The 25,544-nt window shown below is 65.6% G+C and carries 19 protein-coding genes; 15 read left to right on the top strand and 4 right to left on the bottom strand.

Annotated features, from left to right (window positions below; all coding sequences use genetic code 11):
- Nucleotides 1-16: 16 nt before the first annotated feature.
- Entirely contained in the window at nt 17-307 is a 291-nt protein-coding gene (locus QW861_RS34015) for a hypothetical protein (protein WP_409999282.1), read from the top strand.
- Nucleotides 308-352: 45 nt separating this feature from the next.
- Here the strand turns inward: QW861_RS34015 and QW861_RS18340 are convergent, their stop codons facing one another.
- The 3 genes from QW861_RS18340 to QW861_RS18330 form a co-directional block, all read right to left on the bottom strand.
- Nucleotides 353-916, bottom strand: a complete 564-nt coding sequence (locus tag QW861_RS18340) for a DUF4399 domain-containing protein (protein ID WP_316193436.1) — start codon at nt 914-916, stop codon at nt 353-355.
- 384 nt (nt 917-1,300) lie between these two features.
- The gene (locus QW861_RS18335) at nt 1,301-2,815 is read right to left on the bottom strand and encodes a formylglycine-generating enzyme family protein (protein WP_316193362.1); all 1,515 of its coding nucleotides are present in this window, start codon (nt 2,813-2,815) and stop codon (nt 1,301-1,303) included.
- Nucleotides 2,816-2,852: 37 nt separating this feature from the next.
- The gene (locus tag QW861_RS18330; RefSeq protein ID WP_316193361.1) at nt 2,853-7,889 is read right to left on the bottom strand and encodes a helicase; all 5,037 of its coding nucleotides are present in this window, start codon (nt 7,887-7,889) and stop codon (nt 2,853-2,855) included.
- Between the two features lie 917 nt (nt 7,890-8,806).
- On the opposite strand from QW861_RS18330, the gene QW861_RS18325 reads away from it, so the two are divergent.
- From QW861_RS18325 to QW861_RS18265, 13 genes are all read left to right on the top strand, one after another.
- The gene (locus tag QW861_RS18325) at nt 8,807-10,645 is read left to right on the top strand and encodes a porin (RefSeq protein ID WP_316193360.1); all 1,839 of its coding nucleotides are present in this window, start codon (nt 8,807-8,809) and stop codon (nt 10,643-10,645) included.
- Between the two features lie 137 nt (nt 10,646-10,782).
- On the top strand, nt 10,783-13,140 hold the full coding sequence (gene gspD, locus QW861_RS18320) for a type II secretion system secretin GspD (protein ID WP_316193359.1): 2,358 nt from the start codon (nt 10,783-10,785) through the stop codon (nt 13,138-13,140).
- Entirely contained in the window at nt 13,137-13,664 is a 528-nt protein-coding gene (locus tag QW861_RS18315; protein WP_316193358.1) for a tetratricopeptide repeat protein, read from the top strand. Before gspD ends, QW861_RS18315 begins: the two co-directional genes overlap by 4 nt.
- 113 nt (nt 13,665-13,777) lie before the next feature.
- Nucleotides 13,778-15,454 (top strand): GspE/PulE family protein, encoded by a 1,677-nt coding sequence (locus QW861_RS18310; RefSeq protein WP_410052331.1) that lies wholly within the window; start codon nt 13,778-13,780, stop codon nt 15,452-15,454.
- A gap of 4 nt (nt 15,455-15,458) precedes the next feature.
- A complete protein-coding gene (locus tag QW861_RS18305; RefSeq protein WP_316193356.1) occupies nt 15,459-16,673 on the top strand; it encodes a type II secretion system F family protein in 1,215 nt (404 codons plus the stop codon).
- Nucleotides 16,674-16,679: 6 nt separating this feature from the next.
- Complete coding sequence (gspG, locus tag QW861_RS18300; RefSeq protein WP_316193355.1) at nt 16,680-17,171, top strand: type II secretion system major pseudopilin GspG; 492 nt, start codon at nt 16,680-16,682, stop codon at nt 17,169-17,171.
- 2 nt (nt 17,172-17,173) lie between these two features.
- On the top strand, nt 17,174-17,647 hold the full coding sequence (locus QW861_RS18295) for a prepilin-type N-terminal cleavage/methylation domain-containing protein (protein ID WP_316186015.1): 474 nt from the start codon (nt 17,174-17,176) through the stop codon (nt 17,645-17,647).
- Nucleotides 17,616-18,029, top strand: coding sequence for a type II secretion system protein (locus QW861_RS18290; protein WP_315752020.1), 414 nt, complete (start codon nt 17,616-17,618; stop codon nt 18,027-18,029). Before QW861_RS18295 ends, QW861_RS18290 begins: the two co-directional genes overlap by 32 nt.
- Nucleotides 18,029-18,730 carry a prepilin-type N-terminal cleavage/methylation domain-containing protein gene (locus tag QW861_RS18285; RefSeq protein ID WP_315752019.1) on the top strand — a complete coding sequence of 234 codons (702 nt, stop codon included), beginning with the start codon at nt 18,029-18,031 and terminating at the stop codon, nt 18,728-18,730. Before QW861_RS18290 ends, QW861_RS18285 begins: the two co-directional genes overlap by 1 nt.
- The gene (locus QW861_RS18280) at nt 18,727-19,674 is read left to right on the top strand and encodes a type II secretion system protein GspK (protein WP_315752018.1); all 948 of its coding nucleotides are present in this window, start codon (nt 18,727-18,729) and stop codon (nt 19,672-19,674) included. The genes QW861_RS18285 and QW861_RS18280 overlap by 4 nt, the downstream gene beginning before the upstream one ends.
- A gap of 2 nt (nt 19,675-19,676) precedes the next feature.
- Complete coding sequence (locus tag QW861_RS18275; protein ID WP_316193354.1) at nt 19,677-20,774, top strand: PilN domain-containing protein; 1,098 nt, start codon at nt 19,677-19,679, stop codon at nt 20,772-20,774.
- Nucleotides 20,771-21,328 (top strand): type II secretion system protein GspM, encoded by a 558-nt coding sequence (gene gspM, locus QW861_RS18270; RefSeq protein ID WP_315752016.1) that lies wholly within the window; start codon nt 20,771-20,773, stop codon nt 21,326-21,328. The genes QW861_RS18275 and gspM overlap by 4 nt, the downstream gene beginning before the upstream one ends.
- The gene (locus tag QW861_RS18265; RefSeq protein ID WP_316193353.1) at nt 21,325-22,011 is read left to right on the top strand and encodes a hypothetical protein; all 687 of its coding nucleotides are present in this window, start codon (nt 21,325-21,327) and stop codon (nt 22,009-22,011) included. The genes gspM and QW861_RS18265 overlap by 4 nt, the downstream gene beginning before the upstream one ends.
- 86 nt (nt 22,012-22,097) lie before the next feature.
- Here QW861_RS18265 and QW861_RS18260 read toward each other — a convergent pair whose 3' ends face one another.
- Nucleotides 22,098-22,400: a hypothetical protein gene (locus tag QW861_RS18260; RefSeq protein WP_316193352.1), complete on the bottom strand. Its 303-nt coding sequence runs from the start codon at nt 22,398-22,400 to the stop codon at nt 22,098-22,100.
- A gap of 574 nt (nt 22,401-22,974) precedes the next feature.
- On the opposite strand from QW861_RS18260, the gene QW861_RS18255 reads away from it, so the two are divergent.
- Entirely contained in the window at nt 22,975-24,969 is a 1,995-nt protein-coding gene (locus tag QW861_RS18255; RefSeq protein ID WP_315715804.1) for a multicopper oxidase domain-containing protein, read from the top strand.
- The last annotated feature ends 575 nt before the right edge of the window (nt 24,970-25,544 follow it).

Here is a 25,544-nt window from a genome sequence, read left to right as displayed (position 1 = left end):
GTTTGAGCCGGACTACATGTTCGGCAGGATGGGCGTTGACGCCAAGGTCGGTGGTGCCGCAATCCCAGGCTGGACCGTTACGGCTCTGGTGTTCATTCCATTCGCGGCTGGTTATTTCCTGTCGTACCTGTTCCGGACGATCAATGGCGTGGTCTCCCAGCGCCTCGCCTCCGAGCTTGGACCGATGCTGATGATCGCTCTTGGCGCTCGCCGAGGCGAAGCAAGCCACGCGTCTGGAGGTCGTATCAATAGAGCCGAGCCGGACAAATGCAGCGCTGCGGTTGGAGGCTCCGGCACGTCGCGATGAACTGATGTGCCGGCCGAACCGGCTCCATCGGGGAGCGGCGGAGGCTCATTTCGCACCCGACAGGAAGCTCTTGATGAATTCGACGGCTCCCGCCGATTTTGCCGGATCGGGCGGCGGCGCTTCGGCGGCCGACGGTTGCGCCGCCAGACGCGCGGGGTGCGCGTGAAGATGCCGCGTCCGCCGGTGGGCGTAAGTGGCGCTCTGCCCGTGCCTCTGCGAAGCACTGCTCACGGTGATCGTGATCTTCTTCGATACCAGCGGTGGATCGAAGTTGAAGTGCATGCCGTCGCCCAGGACGAGCTGCAGGGTATGCTTGCCGGGGGGCAGCTCGATCCGGGCCTCGGTCTCGCCCGCGCCATAGTGCAGGTGCTTTCTGTCCTGCGGAATCGGCTCGCCCGGGCTGATCGGCTCATCGGCGTCGATCAGGAGGTGATGATGGCCGGTGTTGGCAAAGGCGTCACCGGCATGGGTCACGCCCATGTTGCGAAGTCCGAAGCGGCACCAGAACGCGCTCTTCACGGTGTCGCCGTCGGTTGGCGTGATGAAATACAGATAGGCGTCCTTCGGCGCCGTTTTCGCCTGCGCCCATGCGAAAGTCGGCAACAGCACCAGCGTGCAGGCCAACACGGTGGACCCGAGCGTCGCGACTGGGGCGAGACGACGTCGTCGCCAGGGCGTCAGATCCAATAGCGGCGCGCGACGCGCAGATTTCTCACTCCACATAAATCCCCAACTCATAAACAACGACGATCATCGATCGCAAATATCGAACGGTGTAGCCGGTCCATGAATGGGGCGTAGCGCGGCAAATTTGAGGTTTCGATCGGTCTCGTCCTACGATTCCCGATAAGAATTTGAATAAAGAGGCTCGGCAGACCAGGCGTCCTGCGGATCTGCGACGCTGGTGTTCGCTGTGGTGCGAGACATTTGCGGGCGCAGGCCCCGCATCGGCGTCGACGGCACGCTGGCCTGGCTCAGCATACAGCGGCCGCATCAGAGCGAAAGAGCGAGGCGAAAGCCATGGGTCGGATACCTGACGCGCCCATCATAGCGGTCGCGGCTCCCGCTGCGGGCATAGCTCGCATCCTTCTTCCATGAACCCGAGCGAATGACATGGACGAAGCTCTGCTCGTCGATCCATGCCGAGCCATCGGACGGCGCGCCCTGATAGCTCTTGTGCCAGCTGTCGGCCACCCATTGGTCGACGCTCCCGCCCATGTCGAACAGGCCAAACGGATTGGCCGCAAAGCTTCCGACCTTCATGAGCTGCGCGGGCGCGCCGGGCTCGTTGCATCCGTTGCAATTGGCCATGCCGGAGCGCATCCGGTCGCCCCACCAGAACGCCGTCGTTGCGCCGCCGCGCGCTGCATATTCCCATTCGGCCTCGGTCGGGAGCCGGAACGGCTTGCCGACGGCCCGCGAGAGCCAAGCCAGATAGCCCCTGACGTCGTCGTAGCCGACATTTGTCACGGGGTTGTCGTCCGGGCCGCTCATCACGTCGGCGCATGCCCCGTCAGCCACGCACGCCTTCCATTCGCCAATCGTGACGGGGTACTTGCCGAGCGCGAACGGCTTGATCGTGACGCGGTGGACCGGAAGCTCGGAGCTCTCGACGCCGCCCATCGCGAATGCCCCTCCTGGAATCATCACCATGTCAGGCAGGCGAATCGCCGCTGCCTCCGCCGGCCCTGGGGTCGCAGTCGACTCTGCTGCCGGCGCAGTCTCGGGAGCGGTCGCAGCGCTTGCCGATGCGAGCAGGGCGGGCGCCTCGAGCGGCGCGGTTTCAGCGGAACGCGAGAGCGTTGCAGTGTCCGAGGGCGCGTCCGGCATCGGCGCCGGGGCGGTCGCGGCTGACATGGCCTCTGCCGTGACGACGCGCCCCGAACTCTCGACGCTTGCGCGGCTCCACGCGGTCACGGAGGCCTCGGCGGCTTGCGGCTGTGTTGGCGGGGGAGCGGCCGGCTCCCGCGCCAGCATGAACCAGCTGGCGGCGGCAGCGAGCAACAATGCGCCGAGGCTGGCAGCCGCAGCGCGGGTCCAGACCAGCGGCCTGCGCTCCGCCCTTGCTGCGGCCGCGCGCAGCCTCGTGGCCAGCTTGTCGTAGCCGTGCGCCTGCCAGATCTCCGCGCGGCTGCGCGCCTCGTTCGGGGCGTATTGAGCGATCGAGACGCCGGGAATGCTGCAGACGACCCGTCCCGGCTGTCCGCCACCGGGAGCGGTGGCCTCGACCTCGGCCGCATCGCATCGTGCGGCGAGCGATTGCTTCAAGGGGCCGCACATCATCAACAGCAGTCCGCCGTCACCCTTGCTGCGGCGCTCCCGGATCTCGGGGCACGCGACCTGCTCGTCGAGGCGGTGGAAGCCGGGTGGGCGCAGCGTGTTCATCGCCACCCGCACGATCCGGCCGCACTGCTCGCAAGGCACCGGATAGGTCACGGCGGTCAGCGGTCGCTCGTCCCGATCGGTGACCGGAGCCTGCGATGGCGCGAGGATGTCGATGCCGATCATAGGACGGCGCCTTCCGTGCGTCGGCCTTGCCGCCGGATCATTGTCCCCAGGCGGCAAACGCATCCTTGAACGCGCGCTCACCGTCCGCTCCCTTCTCGATCGCCAGCACCGCCCGGCTGCCGCCATTGTAGACGATCGGGATGTCGATCCAGTCCTTGCCCTTGAGCAGCAACACGTTCCGCTTCATGTCGACATCCCCCGCCGACAGCGCGATCATGAAGAACTCCGGCGTCACCTTGGCGGTCATGGTGGTCAACGGGGTCCCGCGACCCGCTTCCTTGGGCTTCATGCTGACGCCCTTCAAGGTCTCCACCCCGGCGTGAGACGGGTCGTCCGGCCAGTTGAACTTGATCTCCATGATGTGGCTCGCCGGCATTTCGGCTTCCTTGTTTGGACGCAGCGACAACGTCGCCGTCATCCTCTTGTCGATCTCGACATCGCCTTTGATCGAGGCTGGCACCGCTCCTGCCGCAGGCTCGACATGCCAGGTGACTTTCCCGAGATAGCGCTTGCCGTGCGGATCCTGCGGATCCTCCTGGTACAGCACGGCGTGTGACACCATCGTCTCGGTCGCGCTCCCCGTGGTGATCGCATCGCCGCCAGCACCGCCCCTGGCGTCAGGCGTTATCCGATCCGCGATGACCTTGCGCGGCTCGGCGGCAGCCGGCGAGGCGGCATTCCAGGACACCGGCACTCGGTTCAAGACCGTCTGCCAGGACGTCGTGATCCGGCTCGCGGCCGGCTGCCAGTAGATCGATGCGCCAACCACCGCGACCGCCAAGCCGGCGGCAGCGGCCATCATGTGCCGGCGGAGCGAGCGGTGTGGACGCCTCGCTCCATGATCAGGCCGCGGACGCCGACCCGGCGACAGCGCGCGATGATCGATATGCACGGCGTCGCGCTCCGACTCGGCTTGGCCGCGCGTCGTCGTCTCGGACAGTTCCGCCGGGCGGGCGAGCACGGCCACCCGCGCGATGGTGGCATCGTCGGCCGGCGACCTCGCAGCCTCCGCGAGCCGATCGGCCGCGGACGGCTGATTCTCCTCGATCTCGACAGGCGCTGCGGGCGCGACGGACGCGGGCGGCGCAGAGGCGGGCGTATCAGACGACGAGGCGGCACGCGTTTCATCGGTCGCGACCTCATGCTCGCGGCGCCGCGTTGGACGCGCCCCGATGCCGGCGCCGGCGCGGTTGCCCAGCCAATCCGGCACCGGGCTCTCGATCGAGATGGCCGGCTCAGCGCGTTGCTCCGAGAGCCGCGCCAGCGACAGGCTTTCGGCCACCGTGGCGATCTCGTCTTCCAGCGAATAGGCGCGGCGCGTTACGGATCGCGCGGATGCCGGGTGATCCTCCGCCGCGCCAGTGAGCCGCGCGGCAGCCGGATGCGGGCTGGTCGCCGGCTGTGCCGATGGCTGCTGTGAGCCGACGGCTGCAAGCGCGACCGGATCGACCCGGCGAGCGTGCTCCCGAAGTCTGATCATCCGGTCGGGAAACAGCATCTTGACGAAATCGCAGAGCGCTGCGCCCGGCAGCAGGAACCGGCGCATGGCAGCCGGACCGCTGCGCAGGATGCTGCGTGCGATGGTTTCGATGTCGTGCTCACCTTGCGCGACGCGCTCGCCGGTCTGCCGATCGTCCTCGATGACGACGACCTTGCGGGCCCGGAGCATCGCAGTGAGTTCGCGGAGATCGGATTGCGAGGCATCGTCGATGACGACGAGATCAAATGCGCCGAGCCGGGCCGGCAACTGCTCGGCCACGCGCCATGCCGGCACCAGCTGGCATGGGATGCCTTCGTAGCAGCTCTCGAGTGCCTCGCGTGCGGCCTGACGCAACCGGCACGCGATGGGGCCGGAACAGGTCGCTGCCATCTTTCTCAGCGTGGTCATGAACACGGTGAGCGCCTGCCTCATGGCGCTGCCGGTGTTCTGTGCCAGGCCGAGATGCATCCGTGCCACGACGACCTGGCCGAACAGCTCGCGCAGCTGCATCTCCAGTGCCGCGCGCTGGTCGGACAGGTCCTGCAAACGCTGATGCTGACCGATGCCTTCGGTCTGCCGCATCAGCACCGCCCAATTCCAGGCCATCATCCAATCTGCAACGAGCACCGGATCCCCGGTCTGTGGATGTGCCGGCTCGGTCCTGATCCGCCGGGCGAAGGCGTCCGCTCCGGCCTCGGTGATCGCTCGGCAGACCTCGTCGAGCAGTTCGAAATCCTGGCGCCGGTCGTGCAGCGACTGCAGCCGGGTGCGAAGGGTGCTCCAGCGTGTCTCGATGTCGCGCGGGTCGACACCGTCGCGGCCGATCTGCGAGAGCACGTCGGCATGAGCCTGCGTTGCGACCTTGCCGCTGCCGCCAAACAGCTCGTTCAGCCGGGTGAGCTCCAGCCGCTGCTTGCCGATGCGGAGAGCCATGCTCCTCACTGCGGCTGCGAGCGCGGACAGTCTTCGGCCGTCACCGAGCAGTCCGGCGATCGCGTCGTCCGGCATCGACAGCTTCGGTGCGGCGGTGAGAACATTGCGCTTCGCCAGCGCCGCCAGCACGATCGCGGCCTCGACGCTTTTGACGACGCGCTCGTGACCGTGGAACGTGTGAGAGGAGTCCGGCTCGGGCGCAGGCGCACCGATTTCGGCCGCCAGCGATCGCCATCTGGCGTCGAGCGAATGCAGGTGACGACGCCAGGTCAGATAGTCGCGAACATGGCCCCAGTCGGCCGCGCCTTTCGGCGCGAAGCCAGCCACCCTGATCGCCTCCACGGTCTGCTTCAACGCACGGCCGGACAGGGAGAATGTCGCGAACGGCCTTGCTCCGGCCGACAGCCGTTCGACAATCGTGAGCAGTTCCTGGCTGGCGAAGGCGTCCGCCGGCGTTTCCACCGGCCGAACCAGGAAGCCGGCACGTTGCGACAGCAGGGACGACGCATCGCGGGCAAAATCGACGAGGATGCCACCGTCAACCGACATTGCATCGGCCTTGCGGCCGACCGGCGACAGCGCTGCGAGCCAGGGCTCGTCGGCAATGATCCGGTGGGCCGCCGCGAGCGCGTCGAGGTCGCCGGCGAGCAAGTCCGCTCCGTCCGGCCCGAGCTCCGCGATGATCTGGCAGGCAAGCCGGCTGTCATGGCTTTCGCCGTCGATCCGCGCCGGCTGCAGGTCCTCGTGCAAACGTCTCACGGTCACGGCGTCCGGCAGGGCCGCGATTTCCGGGAGCGCGTCGTCGACATATGCGAGATCGGTACCCAGCCGAACACGCGCCTCACGGGCCTGCTCGACTGCCGCAACCAGAAGGTCGCTCTCACTCACGAATCGTGACGGCTGATCGGTGAACCAGGCATAGGCGTCGCGGTCGGCGATCAGCGTGGTCAACGCGTCGAACGGCAGGTCGGGGACACCGGATGACCGCAGCATGCTGCGGCTGGCGATGTCTGCGAACGCGTCATCGAGACGCGATATCTCGACGCTGGTCGCGATGATGTCGCGCTCCAGCCGATTGACCTGTTCCGCCTGCGCGCGCGGGTTCGTGGTCTTGAGGATCGACAGCAGCCGGCTGACGACTGTCTCCGCATGCTTCAAGACGTCCTTGTCGGAGCCGGTTAGATCGACGGTCAGATCACGGACAGCGCGCGGCAGCTTCTCGGACAACAGTCCGAGTGCAGCCTCGTTGCGCGAGACGACGAGAACGCGCAGGCCCATTGCGAGGTGATGGCAAACCAGGTTGACGAGGGTGGACGTGCGCTCGGACCCGCGCGCGCCTTGCACGACAAGTCCGTCCGATCGCCGGAGCTGTCGCACGACCTCCATCTGGTCGGAGTTCGTCGGCAGCGGAAAGAACAGGTCGCCGTGATCCGCCGCGATCTGCGCATCCGGCCCGACGTCGATCGGTTCACCGATCACGCCGGATAGACGACGGCGCGCGCCGTCATGGGCTTCGTGGTCCGGCGCGCCAAGCAGAAGGCGAGACAGTGCGGCCAGGCAGCAAGCGTCGCCGGGCGCGTATTCGATCGCTCGCTTCAGCCGCTCGATGTCGCGCAACAGCAGTGCGTCCGAGCGCGGCCGCGCAAAGATCACCCAGCGATCGGAGACGACCAGTTGCTCGTCCTCCTCGGGAAGCAGCAATGCGGAGTCGGGCATGGTGGGACAGTAGATCCCATGCGGGTCGAGCTGTGAGCCGATGGCGCTGAGAACCGGCTCGAAGCTGGCGGGCTGGAATGGCGAAAGCTCGTTGCCGCGCTCGATCGTCTCGAGCAACTGCTCGGCCGTTTGCCCCGCCAATCCGGCCGCTGATGTCAGCGGTTCGAACGCCTTGAGATTGACCGTCGCGCCGACCATGCGGGGCCGGATTCTGATTTCGGTGTCGGAGCCATCGAGGACCTCGATCTCGACCAGGCGTTCGAGCAGCGGAAGATCCAACTCGCGGCCTTGTTGCCGCCAGCGTGACACGCCAATGCCCCACACGATTTCGCAGCTGCCATCGTTGCCTCCGGCTCCCGCCACGCGAGCCATCTCGCGCAATCGCTGATGAACCGCGATGGTCTTGCGGCGTAGCCGCTCGGCCGCGGCCCAATTTGTCCACGAGCCGGCGAGATAGCGGTCCAGACGCTCGACGATGTCCGGGCGTTGCTCAAGATGCAATCGCACGTTCCAGAGCCCGGCGGCCACCCCCGGGCCGTTCGCCGGCGAGCAGTGCTCGCCGCGTGCGTCACCGGCCGCGATCAACCGGTCTTTTTCCGCCGCGTGCACCGTGATCGTCACGCGTTGCCGAACCAGCGGGCGACGGTCCGGATCAGCGGACACGTCAATCCACATCGCCAGGTCGTACTCGACGGCGGGAGGATCGGTGGCGACCAGGCGTTCGATGGAGAGCCACACGGGCCCATCAGCGTCGAACGTGTTGTAGGTAATGCCGGGCAGCTTCTCCAGCTCATGCTGATGGAACACGAAGCATTGTCCGCCCGCAAGCCGATGGTCAGACAGGCGCGCGACCGCACGTGCATTGCGCAGGATCATCTCGGTGAGATACCCAAGAACATTCTGCAACGGTCCGGCCGCCGGCTCCAACCGATGGACAGCGTTCATAGTGCCTCTCCGATGATAGCGGCGACCAAGCGAAGCAATCGGTTCACCCTCAACTCCCGTCCTGACGTCCGTCCCGCTTTGCAGAAAATTCCGTCACGCGCGTCGAAGAAGATGGACGTATCTGACTATTCACGATCCTGATGTGGTCAGGCGACGTCTTCGTCGATGGCATTCGAGGGAATACTGAAGCCAACGTCAGATAGACCACACTAACTGGCGAATAATAGCGTCACGCAATGCGGCGTAATGATGGGAGCGAGTCCGGGTGTGTCGTCGACCCTGAAAACTGCGCCAACTGATTTGTTATCATTTCGAGAACCACCGCTGTCGGTTCGCGTAACCGGTTTAGAATCTCTTTAAAGAAGCCGAGCGCCTTTCCGGTTTGACTGCCTTGATCGGAAGGGACTGGTATTCGCGTGCGTAGATGCGACATCTCCACGAGAGAAGCGTGCGGCGTCTTGCCGCAATCTCAGTCGCGTCCGCTTGCGGCTTTTCGTTGGATTCCATTGCTTCGTCCGAGCTGCGCCATCGCACGAACGCAATTTCTTTCGGAGTAGGGCCGTCGTTGGCGAAGTGTGACGTCGCTTATTACTTCGCGATGCAAAGGCATGAATGCAGCTCTACGCTGCGCCGCTCGACGCTCCGCACGCCGGACATGAACCCAGCAGCAATTATCAATGACTGAAAACACTTAGCCAGATCTCGGCTGGCGTCCAAGCGATTGGTCGGCAAGCCGTGCCTCCGCCGCGCAACGAGCGCCGCCCAAGTGCTGACACGCGAGCATCTCCGACGAGCCCAAGTATCGACATCGCGGGCTTCTAGCGCGAATGGCTCGCAGTCGCGCACGAATTCTGTGCTCACGGCGGCGCGGGCGAAGGGGATGCACGTCCGCGCATCATCATGGGGAGGTTTGACTGATGGTCTTGATTAGCTGCAGCGGAAGGCGCGCAGATTGCTCCGCGTCTTCACACGACGGCGCTTTGAGTATTGGCAAAGGCGGTGGCCCGCTTCGCGGCCGCGACCGACTCCTGCCATCTCTGCTTGCCGCCGTATCGACATTGGCGTTGAGCGCCGCAGCAGCCCAGGCGGCCGACGCCGGCTCGGCGCGGTCCACGGACGGGGCAGCCGTCAAAGCGCTGATGGCGAAGCTCGAGTCCATGGAGCAGCGCATCAACAGTCTTCAAGTCGAGCTCAAGGACGCCAAGGCAAAGAAGACGACCAGCGTCGGACAGTCCGCATCACTCGCATCTCGCCGCCCGGCCGACCCGATGCCTCTGATCGGCGCCAAGGACGCGCGTGCCGGAGGTGCGAAAGCCTCCGACAACGCGCAGACTGCGTCCAGCCAGCCGGTCGGCAACGCCATGGCGCTCGCCGACTCGAAGGACGTCAGGGACAGTGGGTCGAAGGGGGCTGATGCCGGACCATCGCCATCCCCGGCATCACGGCTGGCGGCAGCGTTCGCCGATTCGGATTCCAAGCCGCGATTTCTGCCGGCAGCAGATCTAAAAGCACCTGCGCCGCAGCCCAGCAGAGACCTGTTCGGCGCCGCGCCGTCGCCGGTCCCCGGCATGAAGATCGGCATGTACGGCGAGATCAAGCTCGGTTCGGTGCAAAATCCCGCAGCGAACGGTCAGTGGCAGAACGGCTTCGACATGGCCCGCCTTGTCTTGCTGCCAACCTATCAGGTCAATGACTCCATCACCTTCAACGCGGAGCTGGAATGGGAGCATGGCGGCACCGCATTCGATAACGACGACAAGCTGCATGGTGCGGTCGAGGTCGAGCAGGCCTTCTTCGACGTCAAGTTCAACGACCACTTCACCCTGCGTTCGCCGGGTATCGATCTCATCCCGATCTCCTTCACCAACCTGTATCACGAGCCGACGCTGTTCTACAGCGTGCAGCGGCCGGAGCTTGCCAACGGCCTGATCCCGACGACATGGTACGCGCCATCGGCAGGGTTTCACGGCAAGATCATCGACGGCTTGAACTATCAGTTCCAGGTCAGCCAGAGCGCGGAGGATTTCGGCGACGGATTCGATCATCGCGGCGACAATGGTCATATCAATCCGGGCGGCTATGAAGGCGGCATCAACGGCTCGGAAGCGCTCGCGCTCTCGCGAGCGCCGATCGGCGATTTCCGGCAGCTGAGCAACCAGCTCGCCTATACGCTGCGGCTGAGCTACACGCCGTCGTTCCTTCCCGGCTTTGCCGGAAGCTCGGCGATCTATTATTCGCCGAACGTCACGCCGCGGGGCGCCTATGCGACGCTGCCGGACGGCAGCGAGGTGCCCCTCGGCAAGAACGCGATGACGATCTTCAATACCGAGGCCCGCTATCGCGTTCCGAACACCGGGCTGGAGCTGCGGGCTGAATATGCCCACGTAAACTTCTCCAATCCGGAGAACCTCCGCGCCAACAATGATCTCATCGACGACAACAACGTCGGCAAGAACATGTGGGGCTACTCCGGCGAGATCGCCTACCACTTCAGGGCGCCCAACGACTACGACATCGTGCCGTTCTATCGCTATACCCGACAGAACTTCCAGACGTCGGGCATGCTCGGCTCCGATCTCACCAACGGCCTGAACAACATCACGGGCAGCGGTGACATGACGTTCCACGACGTCGGCCTTGCCGTGTTTCCGAATCCCAGCCTGGTTTACAAGCTGAACTACACCAAGGTGATCGATCACAGCGCGGCGGGGGCGATGTCCGACCGGGTTCTCGCGGGCGTCGGCTGGCTCTGGTAGCCGACCGACGCGAGCAGGGGCCGCGGCCTGACGGCAGCGGCGTCTCCTCGCAAGACACAGGTTGGAGCACCCGGGCGGAGCGCGACCGCTCTCCGCCCGGGTGTGCCTCGAAACGTAGAACGGACTCGGCAGATCGGGTGGGCGGGCGAGTGGTTGAGATTGCTGATTTGAGCGCAGCTTGGCTGCGATGCCGCACGCTCGCAACGTTGCTCACGATGTCGATCGCGTTGGCGGGCTGCAACCCGGCGACGCTCGGCAGCGATAGCCGCGGCGATGACGTGCTTGACAAGGTCGGCCGGATCGACCTTTCGCCGCGCTATCCCAGGCAGGCCATGTCGGAGCAGTCGCCGGCGGCGCGGCGCGCCCGTGCCGAGATCTATGGCGGCAACGACGATGCACGAGATGCCAGGGACGCGCGAGCGGAAGCGCCGGCCGCGGGCTCGCTTCCGATCCAGCAGGTGGCCGCGCATTCGCAGCCGGTTGGCAACGGGTTCGAGCTGAACTTCGAGAATACGCCGATCGCGACGGTGGCCAAGGTGGTGCTCGGCGACGTTCTCGGCGTCGGCTACACCATCGATCCAAGGATCCAGGGAACGGTCAGCCTGTCCTCGGTGCGCCCGGTCCCGAAATCGGACGTTGCCTACGTGCTCGAGAACGCGCTCCGGCTCTCGGGGACGGCGCTGGTTCGCGACAACTCCGGATACCGGCTGATTCCACTCGGCGACGCAGTGGGTGCCGGCAACGTCGATGCCGCCGGAGGCTCGGCAGAGCCTGGTTACGGCATCTCCGTGCTGCCACTGCAATATGTCTCCGCCCCGACACTGCTGAAGCTGCTCGACAGCTTTGCGCTCAAGCCCGGCACGGTGCGCGCCGATCCCGGCCGCAACGTGCTGCTGATCCAGGGGACGGGCGCCGAGCGACGCACCGCGATCGATGCCGCGCTGAGCTTCGATGCAGACTGGATGCGCGGACAGTCGGTCGGGATCTTTCCCATCGTCAATGGCAATCCCGAGCCGATCGTCGCCGAGCTCGAGAAGATCATGGACACCGGCGACAGCGGGCTCGGCCAGAACATGGTCAAGTTCCAGACTGTCAGCCGGATGAACGCCGTCATGGTCATCAGCCGCAAGCCGGCGCTGCTGCATACGGCGGAGACCTGGATCAAGCGGCTCGATGCCGGCAACACGCTGCGCAACAGCGTCCATGTCTACCGTGTCAAGTATGGCGAGGCGCGCCAGATGGCGCGGGTGCTGAACGACATGTTCACCGGAAACGCGGGCAGCGCGGCCGAGGGATCGTCGACTGACCTCGCTCCCGGGTCCGGAGCATCGTCGAGCTCGAGCAGCGAACGGCTCTCGGCCGCCGGCACGACGGCCCAGTCGGGCGGCTTCGCGAGCCAGCAGCAGGGCAACGCCGGCCTGGTCGCCAACCGCGGCTTCGGCGGGACGCCGCCACCGACCCAGGCGGGACTCGATGCGGGATCGGAAGCGCGCGCAACGGGCGCGGGCGGCAAGCCGCTCATGGAGGGCGTGCGGATCACGCCCGACGTCGTCAACAACACGCTTCTCATCTATGCCGACAGGGAAAACTACCGGCTGATCGAAGCTACCCTGCGTCAGTGCGATCGTCCGCAGCTGCAGGTCGCGATCGACGCGACGATCGCCGAAGTCACGCTCAACGATTCGCTGAACTACGGCGTGCAGGCCTATCTCACCAGCAAAAACCTCGGCCTGAGACCCGACCAGGGGTCAGTGCTCAACACCACCTCGACATCGGCGCCGGCAACGGTCGCCTCGGCCGCGGGAACGATCACCAACGCCTTTCTCAGCCGCGCTTTTCCCGGGTTCAATTTCCTGGTCGGGTCGGAATCCCAGCCGAGCGCGATCCTCAGCGCGCTGCATACGGTCACCGATGTCAAGGTGCTGTCCAACCCATCGCTGGTGGTGATCGACAACCAGGCGGCGACATTGCAGGTCGGCGACCAGGTGCCGGTCTCGACCGGCAGCGCCACGGTGCTGACGACCAACAACACGGTCGTCAACACGATCGACTACCGCAACACCGGAATCATCCTGCGCGTCGCACCGCGGGTCAACGAGAACGGCAACGTCCGGCTGGAGATCGAGCAGGAGATCAGCAACGTCTCGCCGCAGACCGTCAACAGCCTCACGCCGACTGTCGCCCAGCGCAAGGTGAAGAGCTCGGTGGCAGTTGCCAGCGGCCAGACCGTGCTGCTGGCCGGTCTCATCAGCGAAACCCATCAGGGCACCCGCAGCGGCGTGCCGGGGATCGACCAGATCCCGGGCCTCGGCGACCTCTTCAGCAACAACGACCGCAGCCGCGGGCGGACCGAGCTGATCATCTTCATTCGCCCCCAGATCATCCGCGACGGGACCGACGCCCATTACGTCGCCGAGGAGCTGCGCTCCAAGCTGCGCGGCACGATCAGGCCTGTCTCGACAAGTGCGCTTCAGACTCCGCGGGTCAATCGATGATGCGGCATGCGACAACGGCCTTCGCTGTTCTGGCGCTCGCCTTCGGCATCGTCGCGGCCGACGCGCGGCCGCGCGGCGACGCATGGGCCGCGCTGGCGCGCGGCGAGTATGTCAGGGCGGCCGCAGCGTTGGCGCCGATGGCGCAGAGTGGACATCCGCGCGCCATGACCGCGCTCGGCTACATGTATGAAAACGGGTTCGGCGTCCCGCAGTCCTACGAGGCGGCGATCGAGCTCTATATCGGAGCCGCCGAGCGCGGCGATCCGACAGCGCAGCACCTCTTGGGCCTGAGCTACGACAAGGGGCATGGCGTCTGCCAGGACCTCGTGCTGGCCTACAAATGGCTCAACCTTGCAGCGGCCGCAGCGCCCAATCGTCTGCGCGAACCTTATTTGCGAATCCGGGACGCCGTCGCGTTCAAGATGTCGCCCGATCAGATCGCCGACGGCCAGCGGCTCGCGCTCGAATGGCGGCCGACGCAGCCCGGCGGAGTTCGCGCGACCGCATCGAGTTCGGGTTTGTAGTTGTTCTAATCAGCTGACCGCAGAAGGGTCATCTTTGGTATCGAGAACGAACTGTTCGACAATCCAGACCTCGACAATGAGGTGATCGACAACGATCCGTCACGGGACGCGCCATGAGCTCGACTCCTCCTCTACGATTGGCCGACGATCTGCAGGATCGCCGGGGGTCGGTCCGGCTCGCCGCTGGACGGGTCGGCGCTGCGGCGCAGGACAGCGCGGGGATGGGATCATCGACGGCGACCAATCCCGCAGGTCCCGAGTCCGCCGACGACATCGCGCGGCAGCTCGGATTGACTCGGATCGCGCTGTCCGATTTGCTGGCGTCCAGACCGCTCACAGAACATTTTTCACGGCGCTTCCTGCGGGAGACGATGGTCTTCCCGTTCCAATCCGCCGGGCAAGGACCATGCCTTGCGGTGGCGGATCCCCGCGACACCGCAGCGCTACGCGCCGCGGAGCTGGTGTTCGGCAGGGCGGTCGAGCTGGTGGTCGCCTCCGCCGAGGATGTTGCCACCGCGCTGAACGGGCTCGCGGGCGAGGACGAGCTACCGGCGCGCAACGAAACGGCTGAGCCGCAGCTGCGCGACGACGACATCGAGGGCTTGCGCGACCTCGCCACCGGAGCGCCTGTGGTACGCGCGGTCAACGATCTGTTCGAGCGGGCGGTGGAGTTGCGCGCCAGCGACATCCATGTCGAGGCGATGCGGAGCGGGCTATCGGTCCGGATGCGTGTCGACGGCCTGCTGAAGCCGCTCCCTGAGCCGTTCGGCGTGCTGCCCCAAGCCGTCATCTCGCGCATCAAGATCGTCGCCGGGTTGAACATCGCGGAACGGCGCCTGCCTCAGGATGGCGCTGCGCGGCTTCGCATCGGCCGCATCGAGTTGGACGTGCGCGTCGCCGTGATGCCGACGCAATATGGCGAGTCGGCGGTGATCCGGCTGCTGCCCAAGGACCGTGGTCTGCTCGCGATCGAGAAGCTCGGCTTTTCTCCCCACGACGATCGATCGCTGCGCCGCCTGCTGGCGCTGCCGCACGGCATGATCGTGATCTGCGGGCCGACCGGCAGCGGCAAGACCACCACGCTCGCGACCGCGCTGTCGATCCTCAACGAGCCCACGCGCAAGATCCTCACCATCGAGGACCCGGTCGAATATGAGATCCCGGGCATCAACCAGTCGCAGGTCAAGCCGTCGATCGGGCTGACCTTCGCCTCTGCCCTGCGGTCCTTCGTGCGGCAGGATCCGGATGTCATCATGGTCGGCGAGGTGCGCGACGGCGAAACCGCCCATGTCGCTGTTCATGCGGCGCTGACCGGCCATCTCGTGCTGACCACGCTGCATACCGAGAACGCGGCGGCCGCCGTGCCGCGTTTGCTCGATCTCGGGGTCGAGGACTTTCTGTTGCGCTCGACGCTGCGCGCGGTGATCGCGCAGCGGCTGGTGCGCCGGCTGTGCGAGCGCTGCAGGTCGAAGCGGATGCTGAGCGCCGACGATCTCTGCGCGGACCCGCGCTACGCCGCGGTGGGCTTCGACGTCGGCGAGACGGTCTACGAGCCGGCTGGCTGCGAGCGCTGCGGCGGCACCGGCTATCGCGGCCGGCTCGGCATCTTCGAGGTTCTGGAGCTGAATCCGGAGATCCGGTCACTGATCCAGGGCACGACCGATGCGGCCGTGATCGACCGCGGCGCCATTCTGAACGGCATGACCACGATGCTCGACGATGGCATCGCGAAGTGCCGGGCCGGCGCCACGTCGGTCGCGGAAATCCTGCGCGTCACAACGTTACGGTGAGACGGTGAGCAAATTCCGCTATCGTGCACTGACCGAGAACGGCGACGTCGTGCACGGCACGATCTCGGCTGCCACCGCCAAGGAGGTGATCGACCGGATCGAGTATCTGCGGCTGCTGCCGATCGAGACGGTCGAGGAAAAGGCCGCGAGCGTCCTCGCCCGCGATGCGTTGGCGCTGTTCGGCGGTCCGACGCCTGGCGATGTCACGACCTTCACGCGCGATCTGGCGCTGTTGTTGAAGGCCGGAGCCCGCCTCGAGGACTCGCTCGAGCTTCTCGCTGGCGATGCCGATATCGGTCGGCTGCGTCCGATCGTCAGCCGGTTGCGATCCAGCGTCCTGGCTGGAGAAAGTTTCGCCGAAGCGCTGACGCATCATGCCTTGCAGTTTCCCGCGATGTACGTTGCGCTGGTGCGGGTCGGGGAGGTCTCGGGCACCCTCGATCACGTGCTCGATGTGCTCGGCGCCGAGCGGGCGCGCGCGGAAGCCATGCGTCGCAAGCTCAGCGACGCGATGCAGTACCCGCTGTTCGTCCTGATCGCCGCGCTTCTGGTGATGCTGTTCTTCTTCATCGTCGTGCTGCCGCAGTTCTCGGCGGTGCTGCGCGATTTCGGCGCCAGGTCCGACGCCGCCATCAACACGTTTCTCGACATCTCCGATTTCGTCCGTGGCAACGGCGCGGTGATCGCGCTGTCGGCGAGCGCGCTGATTGCTGCGGGTCTCCTCCTCCTTGGCCGCGCAAGCGTGCGCGCTGCCGTGATCGCGCGGGTCTGCCGGCTTCCGGGCCTCGCAACCGTGTTCAGGTCGTATCGCACGAGCGTATTCTGCCGCAATCTCGCGATCCTGCTCGGCAGCGGGCTGACCTTGACGGCGACGCTGCGCATCCTGGTCGACATCATGGCGGCCACCGGCAGCGCCGCGGCGTGGAACGCCGCGGCCGACCGCGTTCGTCACGGCGGCAAGCTGTCGGAAGCGCTGGCAGCGACGAACATTCTGCCGGCCATGGCCACGCGGATGATCCGGATCGGCGAGGAGACCGGACAGCTGCCGGTTCTCGCCGGCCGCATCGCCGAGTTCTACGAGGCGAAGCTGCAGCGCGGCCTCGATCGCATCGTGGGCATCGTCGGTCCGGCCGCGATCATTCTCATCAGCACCGTCGTGGGCGGTCTCATCGTCTCGGTGATGACCGCGCTGCTGTCGGTGACGCAACTCGTCGGGTAGAACAAGATGGATCATCGCATGAAACAGTCAGGGATCAGCTGTACCGCGCGGCGGACCAACATTGCGCGCGACGACCCTCAGAGCGGCTTCACGCTCGTCGAGATGCTGGTCGTCATCGCCATCATCGGAATGATCATGGGTCTGATCGGACCCCGTGTGCTGTCCTCCCTGAACGAATCCCGGGTCAAGACGGCCCGGATTCAAATTCAGAGTTTTTCGAGCGCGCTCGATCTGTTCTATCTCGACACCGGGCGCTATCCGACCTCGTCGGAAGGTCTGACCGCGCTGGTCCGGCCTGCCTCGACCATCGCAGGCTGGGCGGGTCCGTATCTCAAGGGAGGAAATGTCCCGAGCGATCCCTGGAATCACGCCTACGTCTACCGGTCGCCCGGACAGCATGTGCCCTATGAAATCGTGTCGTACGGATCGGACGGGCAGGAGGGCGGCGTGGATCTCGCCGCCGACATCTCTTCGTCGATCACGATGGGTGCCAAATAACGATGGTTGGCCGTGACGGCTGCGAGGCCGGCTTCACTCTGATCGAGATGGTCTGTGTGCTCGCGATCGTCGCGCTGCTGGCGTCCGTCGCGGTCCCCGCCGTCTCGCGGCAGACCTCGCGGCCGCAACTCGAGGCCTATGCGATCGAGGCTGCTGCGCTGCTGAAGGCCGATCGCAACGCCGCGATCAGGCGAGGCTTGGAGGTCGTGACTCGCATCGACGCGCAGGCGCGCTCGCTCAGCTCGGGCGCGAATGGGCAGGTCGTTCGCTTGCCGACGGACGTGCGGGTCGAGACGGTGCTGCCGCGTCGTTGCGACGATCGGCCCGCAATCCAGACCATCAGCTTCTTCGGATCGGGCATGTCGTGCGGCGGCGTCATCACGCTCACCCATCTCGATGCGGGCTACCAAATTCGCGTCAACTGGCTGACAGGAGGGATCGAGATTGTCCCGAGCACTGGTCTGTCGAACCGCTAGGCCGACGGCAGGATTTGCCCTGATCGAGACATTGGTCGCGCTCGCGATCATGGCGGTGTCGCTCGTCGCCATCGGCGCGCTCATGGGGTCCTCGGCGCGCGGCAGCAGGAAGCTGGAGCAGCACGTCGCTCTGGTACAGGCGGCCTATAACGCGCTGTGGCTGGCCTTTCCGTCCCGCCTGCGGCCGGCATCGCCGACCCAGTCAGGGGAGTCGACGGCACATCTCTGGCGCGCGCAGGCGGAGCCATTCGCCATCGATGGCGGCGCACCGGACAGCGCGTCGGCGTGGATCCCAATGAAGATCGTGCTCCAGGTGCGATCGCCATCGGGCGCGACCATGGAGCTGGAAACCATCCGGCTGTTTCGAAGGCGGGCCGAGTGATGGCGACGCGGAGCAACGATACTCAAGCTGGCTTCACCCTCGTGGAAGTCCTCGTCGCCATGGTCTTGATGGGGCTGCTGATCTCCGCGCTGCTCGCGATCACATCGCAATGGCTGCCGAACTGGGATCGCGGCCTGTATAGCATCCAGCGCAGCGAATCCATCAGCATGGCGCTCGATCGCATCGGCGCCGATATCGCGGCCTCCGAATTCATCAAGCCGGATGGGCAGGCCAAGTCGGTTCTGTTCGACGGGTCGGAGACCTCGATCACGCTCGTCCGAACGGCGCTCGGACCGCATCGGGGCAGCGGACTGGACGTGGTCCGCATCACCGAAGGCGGCGGCGATGGCGCGGCGTTGACCCGCACCCGCGCGGCATTCGCGCCCGGCAGTCCGTCCGCCCGGGATTTCGGTGATCCGGTGGTGCTGCTGAAGGCGCCGTACCGGGTGTCGTTTGCCTATGCGGGGACAGACCGGATCTGGAGTCCATCGTGGCAAGATGCAGAAAGGCTGCCTGCGGCCGTGCGGGTGACGGTGCACGACGGAAGCCGCGCAAGCGCACCGTCGCTGTCACGGATCGCCGTCATTCGTGTTTCGGCGCCGCCCGACAGCGTCTGCCGGCCTGCGGACCCCACCTGCGACAGACATGCGCTCTCGGCCGATGCAACGGTCGGGCGCGCCTCCACGGCATCGAAGCAATGATGATGTGGCGACAGAAGCACCCGCGAGATCCGGATCCCGATGATCGGGAAGGCGGCTTCGTACTCATTGCGGTGCTGTGGCTCCTGGTCTCGCTGGCTGGACTGGCAGGCGCCTTGTCCGTCTATCTCGTCAGCACCTCTCAACGCCTGTCGCTCGATGATGCTCGCCTGCGATCGGCGGCGCTGGCCTCGGCAGGCCTTGAGGTTGCGGCCTACAGATTGTCCGCATCGCCGAAGCCGCAGCGTCCCGCGGCCGGGGCATTTTCGTTCCGGCTCGATCATGCGCAGGTCTCGGTCGCGTTCCGGTCGGAAGCCGCCCGAATCGATCTCAATCAGGCGTCCAGGCAGATGCTGGCGAACCTGTTCGAGGTTCTCGGCGCGCGCGCGGACAAGGCCGGCGAGTATGCCGAGCGGATTGTCGGCTGGAGGACACCGCCGGCCGACAACGTTCCGGATGCGGAGCGCGATCTCTACCGCACGGCCGGCGCGGACTACATGCCTCGCTCCGCGCCGTTCGCAAACGTCGAGGAGCTTCGGCTGGTGCTCAACCTGCCGCCGCCGCTGGTCGACAAAGCCATGTCCTACGTCACCGTCTTCAGCGGCCGGCGCGAGATCGACGCGCTGGAGGCCGCCCCCGAGGTGGTGGCCGCGCTTCCCGGGATGACCCAGGAGCAGTTGAAGAGCTTCCTCGATCAGCGGGCCGGCCTGCGCCGCGACGTCAGGTCGCTCAACGCGGCGCTGGGGCCTGCGCGCGCCGGAGCGACCTTGGAGGTCGCCGATGCCGTCCGCGTGTGGGTCACGATCGGCTTTGACGGCGGTCGCAGGGCCGCAACGGAAGCGGTCATCCTGCTGGGCGATGGTGAGGATCCTTACCGCGTCCTGGCGTGGCGCGATGATGTCAACACTCCGGGGATGCTTCGGCCAACAGGAAAGGCGCCGAGATGACGATGTCGACGCGCGTGCGCCGCGAACTGGCGGGCTGGATCGGCTCCGTTGCCGAAGCCGTGGTGGCCGCGATGGGCCAGCTCAAGATCAAGCCGTCTGTCCAGCTGATCGAGACCGAACGGAACGTCTTCATCATGCGGATGCTCGCGCGATCCGGGCGATCCGTCCCGCCCGATTGTCGCATTCTCCTGCCGGACCGCGACGCGAGCCTGCCCGCGCCTCCGGAGAGCTGGAAGGCGGCCCTTCACGGCAGCCGGATCGAAGTCGTGCTGAGGCCGGACCGTTTTCTCTGGCGGCCGCTGGATCTGCCCAAGCGCGCCGTCGAGTTTCTCGATGCCATGGTCCGCTCGCAGCTCGACCGGTTGACGCCGTGGTCGGCGCATGAGGCCGTGTTCGGTCGGACTGCGCCGGTCGAGATATCGAGTGAGCGCATCCAAACAACCGTGATCGCCGCGCCAAGGCCGAATCTGGAATCTCTCATTCGCCTCGCCGAGTCCTGGCGGGCTGGATCGATCATCCTGTTTGCTGCGCCTGAGACGGCGCCGATGCCGGTCGACGACCGGCTCACCGCAACCACTGCAACGAGGTTGACCGAGCAGCGCCTGGGGGGATCGCTCGACGTCGGCCGTGTCAGTCGGGTCCTGGCCGCTCTGTTGATCGTCGCCGCAATCTCAGCGGCGCTGTCTTTCGCGGCGGGGAGCCTGCTGGGCGAGAGGCTGGACGAGCAGCAAGGCCAGCTCACGCGGAGGATCTCCGAGCGGCGCGCAGCGCTGCGCCTCGACCTGCAAGGCACCGACACCGCCGCGCTGCGAGGCCTGATGCGACGCAAGCAGGAGAGCCCCGCGGCGGTCGTGCTGATGGAGGCGCTGTCCCGGATACTGCCCGACAACACGTATGTGACCGAGCTGCGGATCGAGAAAGACAGACTGCAAATCGTCGGAATGACCCAGGATGCGCCGGCACTGGTCAAACTGATCGAGCAGTCGGCGCACTTCACGCGCGCGACCTTCTTCGCGCCGACCACGCGTTCGGCTGAGGATCCCGGAGAACGGTTCCATATCGAAGCGGGCATCAAGCCCCATTTTGGACTCGGCACATGAGCGTCGCAAAGCTCGTCACGGACAATTCCGCATCGCCCTCGGTCGCCGCCGCCGCCTATGCGGGACTGCTGATCGTGCTGATCTCGGTCACGGTGCTGTCGATCAAGAGCATGATCGATCAGCGCAGCGAAGTGACCTCGCTCGCCGATACACTCCACCTGTTGGACGCCCACAGCATGGCGGCCGCGCGTCAGGACGGCAACGGCGATGCCGGCATGACGGGATCGGCCTTTCTCGAAGGACCGACCGTGACCGTGGCAGGAGCAGCGCTGCTGCAGCGCCTCGGCGACGTGGTGACGCGTCACGGCGGCAGCGTGTCGTCGTCGCAGCTCGATGTGCAGGGCCCCCGCGCCAAGGACGGTCATATCAGCGGGAGCGCGAGCTTCGAGGCCGGTCAGTCCGATCTGCAGCCGATCCTCTACGATCTGGAGGCCGGCATGCCCTGTCTGTTCGTCGACGAACTGGTCGTCGAGGGGAACGCGCCCGCGGCGGCATCCGGCGGAAAATTACGCGTGCTGATGACGGTCTCCGGACAATGGCAGGGCCCGCAATGAGCAGTCGCGCCAAGCTTTGCATGATCAGCTGTTGCAGCGTTCTGGCGGTGGCGTCGGCGTTCGGCATCGCCCATTCGACCGGTCTGGACGTCTCGGGAGCGGTCTCCGCCGAACAGCCGAGCGGACCGGCGCAAGCCTCGTCCATCGCGCAGCGAACGCCATCGCGAACCGGCAACCCATTATGGGGCATTCCGCTCGAGCAATTGTCGGCGACGCGCGAGCGCCCGCTATTTTCGCCGTCTCGCCGCCCTCCGCCGACGGAGGCTCCGCTGCCGGCCGTCGTGGAGGCTCCGGTGGTGCAGGAGCCGCCCGCACCGGAACGGCCGCAACTCGCGCTCGTCGGCACCGTCGTGAACGGGGACCGCGGCCTTGCGGTGTTCGTCGATACGAGCAGCAAGACGCCGTTGCGGATCAGAACCGGCGCGGACTATCAGGGTTGGACGCTGCGTCTCGTCGAGGCGAGATCGGTCACGCTGCAACGGGGCGAGGACGTCACCGTTCTCACGCTGCTGCCGGCGCAGGCGCCGGCCCAGCCGACGAATTCAGCTAACGAAAGCTTTGCGCAGATACCGTCAACCCCCACTGCGCCTCCGCTGGCTCAAGCAGGGCCGCCCTTTCTGTCGCCCGAGTCGAGGCTGCTCCGGATGCATCAACGCCAACGCTCGGGACGCCGTCAATTGTAAGGATGGATCCGATCTGGATCGAAGCGTGATGATAGGCGCCGGCAGGCCGCACCGACAAAAGCGATGCGGCTCTCGGTCGATGGCGCTCAGCGCTTGCACAATCCGCTCGTCAGCACCCATCCCTTGTCCGTGAGAGCCGCGGAGACGATGTCGAAATACAGGCGCTTGTCGGGGTCGTCCTCCGATACGAAAGAGACCTGGCACAGGAAACGCCCGCCCTCGTCGCCCTTGTCGCAGGTTGCCTCGACGATCTTGAGGCCCTTGTCGTGGCGGACGCCGGATGACGGCGCCTCCTGCTCGTAGGCCTTCTGGATGATCTCGGTGGTCGGTGCTCCATAGGCCATGCCGGTTACGTTGCAGGCCCATGCGAGAACAACAGCAAGCAGCATCGTTCGGTCTCCTCGGAGCGGGGCACTCACAAACATGTCCGGCGGCGTTCGCGCCCGACACGATCTCATGAGCTTCATGGCGAGCTACGAGAGCTGGTTGTCGTTTTTGTGTCGCTGCTGTCCGCCACGCGCACAACGCAGGCGTCTGGACGTGTAGTTAGATCGATTCTTAAACGCCGGTCGGCAATTCTCACAAAGCGAAAGAAAACGTCACAAAGGAGCCACCCGACATAGCGACGAAGGCCGAGGGGACGATGCGGCAGATCGGCTGATGAGTTCGGACTGCTCATTCGAATTCCGCATCCCGGGGACGGTGATCGTTCCTGCCGGTGTATCTCGAGCCAGATGGGGATCAGGCATGTTAGTTGGGCGTGTGCGCAAGCCAACTCTGCGATTACTGACATCGGCGGCCGCGATGTTGGCCGGTTTGACCGTTGCGGGCCCTGCGGCGCAGGCCCACGATCTGGCCGAGCCGACGGTGTTCAGGAGTTGGCATGGCGTGCTCGATCTGCTGATGATCGCGCGCCCCAAGCCGATCTCGACGATCACCTATGAGCCCCCTGGGGGCTCGCCGATGAACCCGACCGGCTGGGTCTACGAGATCTGTCGGCGGCCGGCCTCAGGCGACAAATGTCCTGCCGGCGCCGCGGTGGCGGATTATGGTGGCGTGCGACTGGCGCTGCAGAAGGGGGATACGCTGAAGATCAGGCTGGTGAACCAGCTGCCGCAGCTCGACCCGGCCAAGGTGAATCACAACTCCGATCCCGGCCAGGCCAACCTGTTTCGCAATCCGACCAACCTGCATACCCATGGGCTGATCGTCGAGCCGCGCGCGCCGACGCTGACCGACCAGACGTTCGGGGACTACGTCTTCGTTCAGATCTTCAACTCGGCCAACGGCATGCCGGTGCCGCAGACCACCCATCAGCACGGCTCCAACAAGATGGACTCCGCGGATTACCGCATCGAGATTCCGCGCAACCACCCGTCGGGTCAGTTCTGGTTTCACCCGCACATTCATGGCATTTCGCTCAACCAGGTCTCGCAAGGCCTGGCGGGCATCATCTCGGTCGGCGAGGTCTCGGACTATGCGCATGGCGATGCCAGGCATTCGCCGTTTCCGGACGCGAGCGTGCGCCATCTGATCCTGAAGGATCTTCAGGTCGCGCCCGGCGGCCCGGTGCAGTTCGACAGCGGTCCGGTGGACGTCCAGCCCGGCGAGGTGATCAACCAGCAGGATCCGGGCTTCTGCGCCCAGTTTCCGGCAGACAGCTCCGAAGTGCGTGAGGGGGCGTGCCCGGGCGTCGATCTGTCGGCCGATGGCGGCTCCAACTTCTCCGGCGGCAAATGGTTCTTCACGGTCAACGGCCAGACGTTCCCGAAGATCAAGGTCACCGATCCCGATGGCGAGGTCTGGCGGCTCACCAATGCGTCCGGCAGCCTGTCCTACAATCTTCAGCTGACCGATGACGAGACGCAGAAGCCGATGGTCATGCAGCTGATCTCGGTCGACGGCGTGAGCGTGAACCTGCCGCAGGATACGACGATGGACACCATGGTTCGTCTCGGCGGCGCCCGCTTCAGGGTCGTTCCCTGTCCGCCGTCGCCAACGTCGGGCTTTCATTCGAAGCCGGTCTGCGTCACCCAGATGGTCATGATGCCGAGCTCGCGCACCGAGGTGTTCGTCACCTATCGCGATCCCGCGACAGGTGCCATCGCCAGCCTTGGGCGGTCCGCCTCCGCGACCTTCAAGATGGCCGGATTGACGATGGGTAGCGGCGATCAGTGGCCGGCGGTCGATCTCGCCAAGGTGCACTTCCACCAGCGCGGTTGGCGCAATCACATCGCCTACGCCATGGACATCAGGGGAGACGCCTTGGCGACCATGCAGCCGTCGGGCATCCTCGATGCCAAGGTGCCGTACGCGAACGCCGCGCCGCTGCGTGCCGGCTGCCGTCCGCTGCCGGCGGGGCATCGCCGCCGGATCTTCTTCGGCATCGCCGACCTGACCGACGACGGCACCTTCGGTCTCGGCTATGAGGAGGTCGATCAGAACGGCAACCCGGTGCCCGGCACCCAGCTCCCGGTGAGCCAGTTCGACCCGTCGCAGAACATCGTCTGTCTGCCGCTCGCGCCGGGACAGCGCCCCGTCCACGAGACCTGGGAGCTGGTGCAGCTGTCGACGGAAAATCACAACTTCCACATTCACCAGACGCGCTTCCGGACCGTCAACAGCAAGGCGGGAGAGAACACGCCGCTGTCGGTATCGCTGAACAGGAGCATCGGCGGGGGTATGCTGCAGGACAACGTCCCGCTCGGCGTCGCGACTCCGAACGTCCCGGAAGTAATGGAATCCCAGAGCGGGGTCTGCAGCATCGAGCAGTGGCGGAACGGGCAGTGCACGTCGAAGCCCGTGGTGGTTGATATCCCGTTCTCACAGGTCGGCGAGTTCGTCTATCACTGCCATATTCTCGAACATGAGGACGGGGGCATGATGGCGAAGATCAAGGTCGTGCCCTCGCCCTATGGCGGCAATCCGTGGGAGGCAATGAACCAGATGCCGTGGTAGTTGCGGCAGCGGTCTTCTGCCATGTCGTTCACGAGGTCGGCGCCACATCTGCGGCGCCGACCTTCGTTTGTGCGCAGCGATGCTCATGCGCGGCCGCCTTACCGCCGCGAAGGACGATCGCCTGCCAAACGCGACGCGCTTTCCAGGTCCTGTTCGAAGAAGGGATTACACATTTTGAATCGATCTAAACGGCTGCAAACGTCTTTGCATGACTTTGAAATGTCAGGCTCGCGTGCCGCAAGCTGCGCGAGCGCGGTCCCCGCGATGTGGCGATCTGCAGCAACATTGTTATTCCCCAGCCGCTCCGGCAAATCGCCAACATCGACGCGGCAATTCGCCGCAATCGAAACACTACTCTCTCGACTGACATTCGGAGCCATTTGCAGCGCGCGTGGTTGCGAACGTCGCAAGGACGGAGGCAGACCCGCGAACGGGTAGGGCTGTTGCCGAGGCAAAGTGTGATCGATCGCTCGGGTTCATCGTCGCACTGAACTGGATGGTTCGGAGCGTCGCTGCTGCGGTTTAGACGGCTTCGCAGGAGAGGTTGACAGCGATCGATGCCCTGAGAAGACGAA

The sequence above is a fragment of the Bradyrhizobium sp. SZCCHNRI1029 genome (assembly GCF_032487555.1).
Taxonomy (GTDB): domain Bacteria; phylum Pseudomonadota; class Alphaproteobacteria; order Rhizobiales; family Xanthobacteraceae; genus Bradyrhizobium.
Note: the sequence above shows the minus strand (reverse complement) of the source record. Positions and strands in the feature narration are given on the sequence as shown.